The organism is Bradyrhizobium sp. R2.2-H (assembly GCF_004346455.1).
Lineage (GTDB): Bacteria > Pseudomonadota > Alphaproteobacteria > Rhizobiales > Xanthobacteraceae > Bradyrhizobium > Bradyrhizobium diversitatis.
In genome coordinates this window covers 62738-75594 of sequence record NZ_SMBR01000016.1, presented here as the reverse complement: position 1 = coordinate 75594, position 12857 = coordinate 62738, and the positions used below count along the sequence as shown (strand labels likewise).

11 protein-coding genes and 1 pseudogene are annotated in these 12857 nt (G+C 64.4%); 6 read left to right on the top strand and 6 right to left on the bottom strand.

The window, feature by feature from the left end:
- Positions 1 to 849: 849 nt before the first annotated feature.
- A pseudogene (locus EDE08_RS39545) lies at positions 850 to 1033 on the top strand (FAD-dependent oxidoreductase); the annotation flags it as partial.
- A 621-nt stretch (positions 1034 to 1654) separates the two neighbouring features.
- On the opposite strand, the gene EDE08_RS32140 reads toward EDE08_RS39545, so the two are convergent.
- The 6 genes from EDE08_RS32140 to EDE08_RS32115 are packed head-to-tail and all read right to left on the bottom strand — an operon-like array spanning position 1655 to position 7198.
- Entirely contained in the window at positions 1655 to 2959 is a 1305-nt protein-coding gene (locus EDE08_RS32140) for an LLM class flavin-dependent oxidoreductase (RefSeq protein ID WP_131873204.1), read from the bottom strand.
- 16 nt (positions 2960 to 2975) lie between these two features.
- Entirely contained in the window at positions 2976 to 3734 is a 759-nt protein-coding gene (locus tag EDE08_RS32135; protein WP_131873205.1) for an ABC transporter permease, read from the bottom strand.
- Positions 3731 to 4546: an ABC transporter permease gene (locus EDE08_RS32130; protein WP_131873207.1), complete on the bottom strand. Its 816-nt coding sequence runs from the start codon at positions 4544 to 4546 to the stop codon at positions 3731 to 3733. The genes EDE08_RS32135 and EDE08_RS32130 overlap by 4 nt, the downstream gene beginning before the upstream one ends.
- Positions 4543 to 5559, bottom strand: coding sequence for an ABC transporter substrate-binding protein (locus EDE08_RS32125; RefSeq protein ID WP_131873209.1), 1017 nt, complete (start codon positions 5557 to 5559; stop codon positions 4543 to 4545). The genes EDE08_RS32130 and EDE08_RS32125 overlap by 4 nt, the downstream gene beginning before the upstream one ends.
- Positions 5560 to 5582: 23 nt before the next feature.
- Complete coding sequence (locus tag EDE08_RS32120) at positions 5583 to 6338, bottom strand: class II aldolase/adducin family protein (protein ID WP_131873211.1); 756 nt, start codon at positions 6336 to 6338, stop codon at positions 5583 to 5585.
- A complete protein-coding gene (locus tag EDE08_RS32115) occupies positions 6335 to 7198 on the bottom strand; it encodes an ABC transporter ATP-binding protein (RefSeq protein ID WP_131873213.1) in 864 nt (287 codons plus the stop codon). The genes EDE08_RS32120 and EDE08_RS32115 overlap by 4 nt, the downstream gene beginning before the upstream one ends.
- A gap of 302 nt (positions 7199 to 7500) precedes the next feature.
- Between EDE08_RS32115 and EDE08_RS32110 the strand changes: the two genes are divergently transcribed.
- The 5 genes from EDE08_RS32110 (at position 7501) to EDE08_RS32090 (ending at position 12825) form a co-directional block, all read left to right on the top strand.
- A complete protein-coding gene (locus tag EDE08_RS32110) occupies positions 7501 to 8139 on the top strand; it encodes a GntR family transcriptional regulator (RefSeq protein WP_207917526.1) in 639 nt (212 codons plus the stop codon).
- Positions 8140 to 8205: 66 nt separating this feature from the next.
- Positions 8206 to 8985, top strand: a complete 780-nt coding sequence (locus EDE08_RS32105) for an SDR family oxidoreductase (protein ID WP_131873215.1) — start codon at positions 8206 to 8208, stop codon at positions 8983 to 8985.
- A 7-nt stretch (positions 8986 to 8992) separates the two neighbouring features.
- Complete coding sequence (locus EDE08_RS32100) at positions 8993 to 10138, top strand: pyridoxal phosphate-dependent aminotransferase (RefSeq protein WP_131873217.1); 1146 nt, start codon at positions 8993 to 8995, stop codon at positions 10136 to 10138.
- 11 nt (positions 10139 to 10149) lie between these two features.
- Positions 10150 to 11031, top strand: a complete 882-nt coding sequence (locus EDE08_RS32095) for an alpha/beta fold hydrolase (protein WP_165936347.1) — start codon at positions 10150 to 10152, stop codon at positions 11029 to 11031.
- 3 nt (positions 11032 to 11034) lie between these two features.
- Positions 11035 to 12825, top strand: a complete 1791-nt coding sequence (locus EDE08_RS32090; protein ID WP_245524940.1) for a hydantoinase/carbamoylase family amidase — start codon at positions 11035 to 11037, stop codon at positions 12823 to 12825.
- Positions 12826 to 12857: the final 32 nt, after the last annotated feature.

Genomic DNA, 12857 nt, shown 5'->3' with positions numbered 1-12857 from the left:
GCCTAATTCGCGATGTCCGCAGGACGCAATCTGGCGTGTTCCGATAATTGACCTGGAACGGCCTCGATCTAGAACTTGTCTAATCGATATCAACCAGGGGGTGTGCACCGGGGACAACGCCGAACGGCTCTGCTAGAGATGTTCTTAGAACGATCTTTGGAATGTTTGTAGGTTCGGGTGGAACTGACCGTGAGGAAAGCCTTCGCTCTCGAGCAAAGCCAGAGTCATTTGCCGGAGCGGATCGCAGTCATATTGGTCTACAGCCCACTTGCGGCGTTGATCGGCAGGGAGCCGTCGACGCGCATGAACTATCTCCTCGAAATTGCGTCGCTCCATACCAGGGCCGAACTCCTTGCACAGCCGGGGCTGGGACGCACGGGCGTACGCCGGATCGAGACGTGGATGGCGTTTCACGGGCATCGCGTGCGCGACGTCAACGAGAGTCTCGATAGCGTAATCTGCCGTTTTGCGTTCCAACGCTCTACCGTGCGGAAGGGTAGTCGTCGTTGTCTCGCCTCGGTAACCACCTTGGTACAAGAGCGATCGCGCGAAGCAGCTCCGTAAAATCGCTGGATATCCCGATCGACGAGAGGCGGGAGGTCGGCCGGAAATGCAAAGATGTCTGCAGTGACGCGTTCACGGCGATTTCCATTCAATCGACGTCGAACTTGACGCCCTGGGCGAGCGGAAGCGTGCGGCCGTAATTGATCGTGTTGGTGGCGCGCCGCATGTCAGCCTTTCACGAAGCTGTCATAGACCTGCTCGTGATCGAAGAGGCGTCGCAGCGTTGTGCAAACGTGCTCGGACAATCCGACCCGCGGGCGGACGCAAAAGAGGACGTCGGAGCCGATGCTAGGCAACGCCAGAGCCCACGGTCTCTGGGAATTGACCGCACCACCGGCGCCTGACATCGCCGGACTGAATGGCTCGATCAAGGTCGACACGGCCATCGTCGGCGGCGGATATACTGGCCTTGGCGACCGCGCTCCATCTCGCTGAGGCGGGCGCCAATGTCGCGCTGCTCAGCCAACGAGGGGCAAGCCTTCTGAGGCGGACGGCTCGGCCTTCAGTGGTGCAAGTGCAATGTAAAGTTTTCGAGGATGACCGCAGACTGTGCGTGTGCTGACGAGCAACCTCAGTTCTCGAAGATGAAAATTGCCACTCAATCGCCACGTAGTCGAATAGTCGTGCTGATCGATCCGAGATCAAGCCGTCCTTAGGGTGTGGACTGGTCGCGTTCCCCGCGACCAACGAGTATAGCGGGCGGATGCTGTTCTCTCATCAACGGCAGTTGTTGATAGGGGCGGTCGTATATGCGCGGCCACACATGAGGCAGCGCAAGCTTGTTAATTGGTCGATCCGTCGCCGCGAATGGCGAACGTCGTGGCCTTCAGTTTGGGCATGCCGAACTTGTCGAACAGCTTGTCATAGGTGCCGTCGGCGCGGATCGCCGTCAGCGCGTCGGCAACGGCTTGGCCAGGCAGCTTGTCGCGGAAGGCAAACGTAATGTCTGTGCCGGCGATGTCACGGACCCAGATTTTGCGATGCCCTTCTGCTCGAGCGAGTTGGCGGTCTCGGCGCGGCCGCCGCAGCCGCCAGCGACACGCGGCGAGTTGCAGGCACTCGCGCAGGCACTGCGAACTGCCGGGGTGCTCTAAGCCGCGAAGAACGGGTTCGCCGGCCGCGCGAGGCCGAGATGATCGCGCAATGTCGTCCCCTCATAATCGCTGCGGAACAGTCCGCGCTCCTGCAGGATCGGCACGACGAGCTGGACGAAATCTTCGAACCCTTCGTGGAAATAGGGCGGCATGACGTTGAAGCCGTCGGCTGCATGCTCCTCGAACCAAAGCTGGAGCGTGTCCGCGATACGCTCGGCCGAACCGCACAGCACCCAATGGCCACGAGCGGCGGCGGTGAGATTGTAGAGATCGCGCAGCGTCATGTTCTCGCGGCGGCCCTTGGCGAGCATGACGCTGGCAAAGCTGTGATAGCTGTCCGACGGCGCGATGTCGGGGATCGGCCCGTCGAGATCGTAGGCCGACATGTCGCGGCCGAAGCGGTCCGAGAGGATGGCGAGTGCGTTGCTGCCGCTGACGAAGCTCTGCAGCACGTTGAGCTTCTCGAACGCCTCCTTGTCGGTACGGCCGACGACGGGCATCACGCCCGGCAGCACCGTGACGTCCTCGGACCTGCGTCCGAACGCCGGCAGGCGCGTCTTCAGCGAGGCGTAACCGGCCTTGGCTTCGTCGATATCCTGCACCACCGAAAACACAATGTCGGCGGTGCGCGCGGCAAGTGCCTGTCCGGCCTCGGAGCCGCCGGCCTGAAGCACGACGGGGCGGCCTTGCGGGCTGCGGCCGATGTTGAGCGGGCCCTTCACCTTGAAGAACGCGCCTTCATGGTCGATCGGGCGAAGCTTCGCCGGATCGATGTAGATGCCGTTGGCGCGGTCCGCAACGATGGCGTCATCCGCCCAGCCGTCCCACAGGCCCTTGACCACGTCGAGGAACTCACCGGCCATCTCGTAGCGGCGGGCGTGGTCGGGATGGGTGGTGCCGAAATTCGCCGCGGTTGCCGGATTGGCCGTCGTCACCGCGTTCCATGCGGCGCGACCGTTCGAGATGTGATCGAGCGAGGCGAAGACGCGCGCGACCGAGAAGGGATCGCTATAGGTGGTGGAGACGGTGGCGCCGAGCCCGATATGGCTGGTCGAGGTCGAAAGGGCCGCCAGCATGGTCAGCGGCTCCAGCCGCAGCGTGTAGGAGGGATGGGCGGCGGCGTCGGCATAGAGATTGTCGCCCATGAAGATCAGGTCGAACTTGCCGCGCTCGGCGGTGCGGCCGATCTCCTGGATTGCCGCAAAATCCTGGAAGCTGTCGACCGCGCCGGGATAGCGCCAGCCTGCGACGTGGCTGCCGGTGCCCAGGATGAACAGGCCGAGATGCATCTGTCGTTTCATGGTGTGTTTCCTGGCGTCACGTCCAGAACAGGATCTTGCGTTCGAGGAAACCGATCAGGCCGAAGAAGGCGAGGCTCGCCGCGGATGCGACGAAGATCGCTGCCCAGACCTGGACGAAGTCGATCTGGAGCACGGCCTGATAGATCACCCAGCCGAATCCGCCATGCGCGCCGAGCATTTCGGTGACGATCGCCACGATCACGCTGCGCACCGTGGAGACGCGCATGCCGGCGAGCAGTAGCGGTAGCGCAGTCGGCAACCGTAGGCGCCACAGCACGCCGAAACGGCTTGCCCCGAAGCTGCGCATGAGGTCGACGGCGCGACGATCGACACGGTCGAGCCCGGCCAGCATCGACAGCAGGATGGTGAAGCTTACCGCCATCGCCACCATCACGATCTTCGAGCTGACCCCGATGCCGAACCAGAGCAGGATCAGCGGGGAATAGCCGACTACGGGCACCGAATTGATCGCAGTGGCGAGCGGCAGGATCGCGCTGCGCAATGCCGGCACTAATGCGATGGCGACGGCGAGGCCAATCCCGATCAGGCATCCGAGCCCGTAGCCCGCGAGCGCTTCGAGCAGGGTGTAGCCGGCGGCGTCGATGAGTATTGCGCGCTTGGACCAGAGGCCGACGAGGATTTCGCTGACGGCGGGGAGTACATAGGCCGGTAGATGCAGTCCGCGCGCCACGCCTTCCCAGCACGCGACCAGGAGGACGGCGCCGAGAATGCCGCGCTGGACGGCGAGCGAGGGGGAGGCGATCGCCCGGCTCATTGCTCGGCGTTCCAGAACACGAGGTGCCGCTCGGCCGCGGCGACCACTGCATAGAACCCGGTGCCGAGCAGGGCTGCGGCGAGCAGCGCGCCCCAGATCGCCACGACATTCTCGGTGAACATGGCCTGGAGCAGCAGCACGCCGAGACCCGTGGTGTCGCCGAACCATTCGCCGACGATGGCACCGACGAGGCTCAGCGATGCCGCGAGCCGCAGCGCCACGAAGATCTGCGGCAGCGCGGTCGGCAACTGCAGGCGCAGTAGCAGCTGGCGATTGGAGGCGCCGAAGCTGCGCATCAGGGCGACCTGCTTGGGATCGACGGTCTCGAGACCGAGCAGCGTATTAACGGTCACCGGGAAGAAGGTCAGGTAGAATGCGATGATCGCCTTGGCGAGCAGCGTGTTGCCGAACCACAGCACCACCAGCGCGCCGAAGGCGATGACCGGAATGGTCTGCGACACCACGAAGATCGGAAAGATCATCTCACGCAGCGCGCGGACGCGGAAGAACACGATGCCCATGAGCACGCCGAAGGTGCCGCCCGACGCAAAGCCAATCAGCGTCTCCGCCAACGTGCGCAGGAAACCGTCGACATAGGCCCGAGGCGTCGCCGCCATCGCCAGCAGGATGGTGCTGAGACGCGGCAGGTAATAGGGCCTGATACCGAACAGTATCACCGCGCCTTCCCAGATCACTGCCGCGATGGCGAGGCCGAGCAGGAGCCGGATCAGCTTGCGCAGCGGATCCGGCATCGTGATCGACCGCGTCGCGGCGGCGGCCTCACTGAGCGATGTCGCGGCAGGGCCGCTCACGGCAACCGATCCGCCACGGGGACGCTCTGGATGAAGCTGGCATCATAGGCGGCGGCAAGATCCAGCGGCTTGGAGATCACGCCATATCTCAGGAAGAAGTCGTGGGCGGTCTTGACCGCGTCGGCGTCGATCCAGAACATGCCGTTCTTGGCGGCCGCGCCTGCGGTCATCAGGCGCTTAACCTCCATGAGCATGAACTCCTGCTGCGTCCGATCAAGCGTCGGAGCGGCGGCCATCACGGTGTCGACGGCCCCCTTGGGATCGGAGAATGCGTCCTTCCAACCCTTGAGCGAAGCGCGCAGGAACGCCTTGACCAGTTCCGGCTTCTCCTTGGCGGTCGCCTCGGCTACGATGAGCGTGTCGCGGGGGAAGGTGATGCCGTAATCCTCGGCGACGAAGGTCTTCAGGCTGTCCTTCGGCATGCGCGACTGGATGGTGTAGAACTCGTTGTAATAAGTCGCCGTGACGACATCGACGCTGCCGTCGACGAACGGCGTCACGGACACCTGCTGCGGCTGGATCTTCAGCTCGTCCGGCTTGATGCCTTCCTTGGCCAGCATGCCGTTGAGCACATGGTTGGCGCCGGTGAACCAGGTGGTGACGGTCTTGCCCTTGAAATCCTGGATCGTCTTCACCGGCCCGTCCTTGCGGGTGACGAAGATAAATGGCGTGATCTGGTGCGACACGCCGATGCAGACGATCGGCAGTCCCTTGTCACGGGCGGCGAACACGCTGTCGGTGCCGCCGGAGAGGCCGAACGTGTCCGCGCCGGTCGCGACCAGGTTTTCGGTCAGCAGGTTGGGCCCGCCGGGATTGATGGTGAGGTCGATGCCCTCGGCCTTGTAGTAGCCCTTGGCCGCCGCGACGTAGAAGCCGGCGAACTGCGCCTGCGGCAGCCATTTCAGCCGCAGGCTTGCCTTCTGCAACTCTGCGGAGGGCGCAGCCGTGACAAGCGAGCCGGTCGCCAGTGCGATCGCGGAGAGGACGGAGAGGGCGTGGCGACGGCTCAACATGGTCATACTCCAGACGGTGAAGATCAATTGCGATAGGATGGATCGGTGCGGTCAAGCTGGCGCATCAACGCCGGCCATTCGCGTTCGCCGGGGACGAGGATGTCGCCCTGCAATTCCCAGAACTGGCGGGCGGCCTTCTCGCAAACCTCGTGCGGCGGCATCACCAGCTTGGCGCCGGCTGCGGCCGCCGCCTGCATTTGGAGCTGGATCCGTGCGGCGCGCTCGAAATAATAGAGCAGCATGAAGGCCTCGCCCGGCGTGCGGCCGACGGTCAGGATGCCGTGGTTGCGCATTAGCATCACCTTGTGCGGACCGAGATCGCGAACCAGGCGGACCTGCTCGTCGAGGTCGATGGCGACGCCTTCGTAATCGTGGAAGGCCTGGCGGTCGTAGAAGCGCATCGCGAACTGGCTGAGCGGCAGCAGGCCTTTCTCCTGTCCTGAAACCGCGACGCTCGCGTCGGAATGGGTGTGCAGCACACAGGCCGCATCGTGGTTCGAGGTGTGGATCGCAGCGTGGATGACGAAGGCCGCGACGTTGATGGCGTGGGGCGTGTCGTCGAGCTTGTTTCCCTTGGTGTCGATCTTCACCAGGCTCGAGGCCGTGATCTCGTCGAACAGTAGACCGTAGGGATTGATTAGGAACTGGTCGTCGTGACCGGGGACACGCATGGAGATGTGGTTGTAGATCAGGTCGTCCATGCCGAGCTTGGCGACCATGCGGTAGCAGGCCGCGAGCTTGACGCGGGCATCCCATTCGGCCGGGTCGATCCCGCTCATTGCGACGTCTCCTGCGCGATGGAGGATTGGAACGACTTCATGCTTTCCTCCTCGATCGCATCGAGCAGCGTGCGCTTCAGGCGCACGAATTCGGGAGAGGTAACGATCTCGGGCCGGCGCGGGCGGGGCAGGTCGACGATTTGTTCGAGCTTCACCGAGCCGGGACGCGCCGTCATGACCAGCACGCGGTCGCCGAGGAAGATCGCCTCGTCGACGTCGTGGGTGATGAAGAGAATGGTGCGTCGGTATTTCTGCCAGACGTCGAGCAACCAGCGCTGCATCATCGCCCGCGTCAGCGCATCGAGCGCGCCGAACGGCTCGTCGAGCAGCATCAGGTCGCGCTCGAACAGGAAGGTGCGCATCAGGGCGACGCGCTGGCGCATCCCGCCGGACAGTTGATTGGGGTACTGCTTCTCGAAGCCGGCCAGCCCGAACTCGGGCAGCATCTTCAGCGCCTTGGCACGCGCCTGGTCGCGCTTCATGCCCTCGACTTCGAGCGCAAGGATGGCATTGTCCACCACGTTGCGCCAGGGAAACAGCAAATCGCGCTGCGGCATGAAGGAGACGCGGCCGAGCAGGTCGGCGGCATGGCAGCTCGTGCCCTCGAAGCGCAGAATGCCGCCGGCGTCGGGCTCCTCAAGGCCGGCAACGATATTGAAGAGAGTGCTCTTGCCGCAGCCGCTGGGGCCGACGACGGTGACGAACTCGCCGGGGGCGACGCTCGCCTGGAGTCCCGACAGCGCCGCGACGGAGCCGAAGGTCTTGTTGATCGCGCGCAGCTCGAGCAGCGGCTCAGGCTTCGGGTGAACCTGCGGGGCTTCGATGGTCGGTCCGGGATCGGGGAGGCGGGCGGCCTGCACCAGCATGTCCTTGTATAATGGCGGCGGTCATTCGCATACGAAAGCGGACCGCGTCGAAATCTCTTAGCAACTCGTGTGCCAGTGTCATTTCCGAGCAAATCAGGCATAAAACTTGCGAGATCGACGATGAATAGGTCGGAGATACGGGCATCTCCGACCGAAAGTAGGTCGCTTCGTTAGGGTGAGAATGCCATGATGTATACGTTCTTTGATGTCGGGGAAACATAATGGCGGGTATTGGTGCACATGACGGAGGCAAACGCGTCAAAAATGGGCACGAAGCGCTTGCCGCGAGCCCGGGCGTGACGCTCGCCGAGAGCCTGCGCCAGAAGCTCGAAGGGGCGATCGCGGCCGGTCATCTGGAGCCGGGGAGCCGGCTCGACGAGCAGGAGATCGCCCAGCGTTTTGGCGTTTCGCGCACGCCTGTGCGGGAGGCGTTCCGCCTGATGGCCGCCAACAATCTGGTCGAGCTGCGCGGCCGGCAGGGCGCGACCGTCCGAAGCATCAAGGCGCAGGCGCTGATCGAGATGTTCCAGGTGATGGCCGAGCTCGAAGGGCTTTGCGCAAGGCTCGCCGCCCGGCGCGTCTCGCAGGCCTGGGGAACTGAAATAGATAAGATTCACCAGCGACTTGTGGCGGCGGGCGAAGCCGGGGACATCGACGTCTTCTACGACATCAACCAGGAATTCCACGAAGCGATCTACGAGGCCTCGCGCAACACGTTCCTCGCCGACCAGACCCGCAAGCTGCGCAACCAGGTCGCCGCCTATCGCCGCCGTGTGACGCGGATGCCGAACCGGATCGCGGACACCGTCCGCGAGCACGAGGCGATCATGCAGGCGATCCTTGCCCACGATCCCGAGCGGGCGCACAACGCGATGCGCGACCACGTCAACCTGCTCGGCGACAACCTCCTGGACTTTCTAGCCGCCTTCGAATGACCTCCGGCCTATTGGTATGCAAATTGCTATACTTTGTATATCTGGCTTGCATCCTGGAGACCCGGAGTGGACCTGAAGCTGACGAACAAGACCGCCCTGATCACCGGCGCGTCGAAAGGAATTGGACTGGCGGTGGCCGAGCTCTTCGCCGCCGAGGGGTGTCATTTGCATCTCGCCGCCCGTAACGGCGAGGCGATGCTGGAGGCCAAGAAGCAGCTCGAAGCCAGCCATGGCGTGAAGATCACGATCCATGCGCTCGACCTGTCGAGCACAGCGGCGATGGAAAAGCTCGCGGCCGAGGTCGGCGATATCGACATCCTCATCAACAATGCCGGCGACATCCCGGCCGGCTCGCTTGAAATCCTCGACGATGCCGCCTGGCGGCGCGGCTTCGATCTCAAGGTGTTCGGCTACATCACGCTGTCGCGCCTCTATTATCCGCGCATGAAGGGCAAGGACGGTGTCATCATCAACATCATCGGCAATTCCGGTGAGAACTGGGACGCGAGCTATATCGCAGGCTCGACCGGCAATGCGGCGTTGATGTCCTTTACCAAGGCGCTCGGCGGCCGCAGCCTTGACCACGGCGTGCGCGTCGTCGCGGTCAATCCGGGTCCGGTGGCCACCGACCGCATGCTCAAGATCATGAAGCGCAAGGCGATCGACATGCTCGGCGACGAAGGCCGCTGGCAGGAACTGTTCGACAAATATCCGGGCAAGCGGCCGGCCACCTCGGAAGAGGTCGCCGATCTCGTCGCCTTCCTGTCCTCGCCGCGGTCCGGCTACATCACCGGCACCGTAGTCACGATCGACGGCGGCATCGCCGCCCGCGGCTCGGTGATCTGAGGCGTCGATGTCGGGATCTCAATCCACAGCGCTCGTCCGCAACCGCTATTTCGACGAGCTTTCGGCGACGCCCGGGCTTTATTGGCTCGGCCAGAACACCAATCACGTCGAGAGCCATCCCGCCGTGCGTGAGGCGATGCTGCGCTCGATCGAGGCGGGCGAGTTCAATGCCTATGCCCCGCCGCTCGGCTTCGAGGCGCTACGCGCGGCGATCGTCGCCGATCTCGGCGCGCCCGGCGCAGAAGCGCTGGTGACCGAGGGAGGAGTCAACGCGCTGGCGATGATCTGCCGCGCGCGCTGCAAGCCGGGCACCACGCTGGTCACGACCGATCCAACCTGGAAATGGCCGTGCCTGTTCGCGCGGCAGCAGGGCGCCGAGGTGATCGAGATTCCGATCTACGATCCCGCCTGCAACTACCGCCTGACGTCCGAGGCTCTGAAGGCGAACGTCGATGAGCGCACCGCGGTCATCTATCTCGTCGATCCCAACAATCCGCTCGGCATCCGATACACCCGAGAGGAGATCGAGAGCTTTGCGGAGATCGCGCGCGATTACGGCGCGCTGCTGGTCCACGACTGCACCTATCGCGATTTTGCCGACGGGCATACCCCGGCACTGCATGTTGCCCCGAAAGGCTCGGTGGTCTCGACCAGCTTTTCGAAATGGCTCGGGCTCGCGGGCCTCCGCATCGGAGCTCTCGTCGCCGCGCCCGACCTTTTCGAGGAACTGGCGCAGACCTCCACCAGCGTGCTCGGCGCCAGCGTCATTGCCCAACGCGCGGCGCAGGCGGGGTTGTCCGTCAAGGCCGAATGGATGAAGAAGGTCCGCAGTACCGACCGGGCCAACAAGGCGATGATCCAGGAGGCCGCCGCCGCGATCGACGGGCTCGCGCTGCCGATCATGCCCTCGCACGGTAACTTCCTGGTGCTCGAAACCATCGCGGCGGGCATCCGCCCGGAGGCGCTGGTCGAATGCTATCGGCGCCAGGGCATCATGATCCGGCAGGGCACCTATCACACCCAGAGATTCGGCGACCGCTTCGTGAAGATCAGCACATCGGTGCCGCAAGCCTGGGTCGAGAAGTTTTGCACGCTGCTGCCGGAGATGGTCACGCAGGCGCGCACGCTCAACGACTTGCCGCCGCAATTCTAGGGACGATGCAGATGACGATGATCACAGCGAAAGACGGCGTGAAGCTGCACGTGGAGGAAGCGGGCGAGGGCACGCCGATCCTCTTCATCCACGAGTTCGGCGGCAATCACCAGAGCTGGGAGCCTCAGCTGCGTTATTTCAGCCGGCGCCATCGCTGCATCAGCTACGCCGCGCGCGGCTATCCGCCGTCGGATGTGCCTGACGGCGTGGAGGCCTATTCGCAGGCGATTGCGGCGGACGATGCGGTTGCTGTGCTCGACGCGCTCGAGATCGAGAAGGCGCACATCGTCGGCCTCTCCATGGGCGGCTTCTGCACGGTGCATTTCGGCCTGCGCACCCCGGAGCGCGCGTTGTCTCTCACGGTGGCCGGCGCCGGCTACGGCTGCGAGAAGGAGTTCGAGGAATATTTCCGCGGCGTCTCGCTCGAGGTCGCCGACAATTTCGAGAAGCAGGGCGCGAAGGAGTTTTCCAAGATCTATGCGCTTGGTGCGAGCCGCGTGCAGTTCCAGAACAAGGATCCGCGTGGCTGGCAGGAATTCGCCGATCGCCTCGCCACCCATTCCGACCGCGGCGCCGCCAACACCATGCGCGGCGTCCAGGCTCGCCGGCCATCCTTCTACGATCTCGAAGACGGCTTGAAAAAGATGATGGTGCCGACGCTGGTCGTCGTCGGCGACGAGGACGATCACTGTCTCCAGCCCGGCATCTTCCTGAAGAAGACCATTCCCGCCTGCGGCCTTTCGGTCTTTCCAAAGACCGGCCACACGCTCAATCTGGAAGAGCCGGCAGCATTCAACGCATTGCTCGCCGAGTTCATCGCCCAGGTCGAGGCGGGACACTGGCTGCCGCGCGATCCCCGCGCGCTGCCGGGCCAGATCATGCGCACGAAGTAGTCGATGACGAGCCAGCCCCTGATCAACGCCGACCGGCTCTGGACCCGCTTGATGGCACTCGCAGAGATCGGCGCGACGCCGGCCGGCGGGGTCAACCGCCAGGCATTGAGCGATGGCGAGATCGCCGCCTGGCGCCGCGTCATCCGCTGGGCCGGCGAGGCGGGCTTGATACCGTCGACAGACGCTACAGGAAACCTCTTCCTGACGCTGGCCGGCCGCGATCGGGTCGCGCCGCCGCTTCTCCTTGGCAGTCATCTCGATAGCCAACCCACTGGCGGCAAGTTCGATGGTGCGGCCGGTGTGATGGCGGCGTTGGAGGCGGTCGTCTCGCTCGCCGGGCAAGGCGAGAAGCCCATGCGCGACCTCATCGTCGTCGCCTGGATGAACGAGGAAGGCTCGCGCTTCGCGCCGGGCATGATGGGCTCGGAGGCCTTTACCGGCGAGCGCGGCTTGGACGCGATCCGCGCCGCGCGCGATGCGGACGGCATCAGCGTCGGCGAGGCGCTCGACCGTCTTCACGCGGCGTTTCCCGATCTGCCGCATCGGTCGCTCGGCTTCGCTGTCGGCGCCTATCTCGAATTGCACATCGAGCAGGGACCAGTGCTGGAAGCGGCCGACTGTACCATCGGTGTCGTCAGCGGCATCCAGGGCAAGAAGACCTTTCAGGTGGTGGTTGAGGGGAGCGAAGGACACGCCGGCACGCTGGCGCAGTCGGAGAGGCGGGATGCGCTCGCGGCCTTTGCGCGGATGGCGTCGGCGCTCCATGCCGAGATCGGCACCATCGATGCCGACATCAAGTTCACCATCGGCCGGGTCGCTGTCGTGCCGAACGCGCCGTCGGTGGTGCCATCGCGCGTCAGCTTCAGCATCGATCTGCGTCACCCCGACAATGCCGTGCTCGACGCGGCCGGCGCGCGCATCAAAACTCTTTGCCAGGAGACCGCCCCGCCGTGCTCGGTTACGGTGACGCCGCTCGTGGATGCGCCGTCTAACGTGTTCGATCCGCGCCTGCGCGCGAGCATCGCGAAGGCCGCGCGTGAGCAGGGGCATTCCGCCATGGCGATCCTCTCCGCCGCCGGTCACGATGCCCGTCATCTCGCAAAAGTCTGTCCGGCTGCGATGATCTTCATCCCGTGCCGCGACGGCGCCAGCCATGTCGAGCACGAATGGGCCGAGCCCGATCATGTCGCGGCCGGCGCTGCCGTGTTGGCACAGGTGCTGTGCGAGCTCGCCTTCGCCTGCCATCGAGGGGTGAGAACATCGATGCAGGATGTGGCTCGCCGGGACTACCGTGACGCGATGGCCTGTCTTGGTGCCGCCGTCAGCATCGTCACGACGGATGGTGGCGCGGGCCGCACTGGATTTACGGCCTCCGCGATCTGCAGTGTCACTGACGATCCGCCGACGCTGCTGGTCTGCATCAACCGCGGCTCCTCGGCCTATGTCGGTGTGACGCGCAACAAGGTGGTGTGCATCAACGTGCTCTCGGCGCGGCACGAGCAACTGTCCCGTCTGTTCGGCGGCAAGGTGCCAGCGGAGGAACGGTTTGCTGCAGCAGCGTGGTCCACACTCGCAACCGGCGCGCCGGTGCTGGCCGACTGTGCTGCGGCGTTCGACTGCCGGATTGCGGATGTCGTCAATGTCGGCACCCACGATGTGCTGTTCTGCCGCGTCGTCGCGCTGCAAAGATCCGGCTGCACCGACAATCTGATCTATTTCGGCCGTGCCTATCACACGGTCGGGGTGACCGATCCCGCCGAGGCTGGACCCGAATCCACTTCTGGCCCATCCTGAGGGATGCCGGTGGCCATCGCTGGCCGCTCCAA

Bases quoted from the DNA above. Each gene is read 5' to 3' on its own strand.
- EDE08_RS32140 (WP_131873204.1), bottom strand. From the start codon at position 2,959: ATGAAACGACAGATGCATCTCGGCCTGTTCATCCTGGGCACCGGCAGC.
- EDE08_RS32135 (WP_131873205.1), bottom strand. From the start codon at position 3,734: ATGAGCCGGGCGATCGCCTCCCCCTCGCTCGCCGTCCAGCGCGGCATT.
- EDE08_RS32125 (WP_131873209.1), bottom strand. From the start codon at position 5,559: ATGTTGAGCCGTCGCCACGCCCTCTCCGTCCTCTCCGCGATCGCACTG.
- EDE08_RS32120 (WP_131873211.1), bottom strand. From the start codon at position 6,338: ATGAGCGGGATCGACCCGGCCGAATGGGATGCCCGCGTCAAGCTCGCG.
- EDE08_RS32100 (WP_131873217.1), top strand. From the start codon at position 8,993: ATGTCGGGATCTCAATCCACAGCGCTCGTCCGCAACCGCTATTTCGAC.
- EDE08_RS32095 (WP_165936347.1), top strand. From the start codon at position 10,150: ATGACGATGATCACAGCGAAAGACGGCGTGAAGCTGCACGTGGAGGAA.
- EDE08_RS32090 (WP_245524940.1), top strand. From the start codon at position 11,035: ATGACGAGCCAGCCCCTGATCAACGCCGACCGGCTCTGGACCCGCTTG.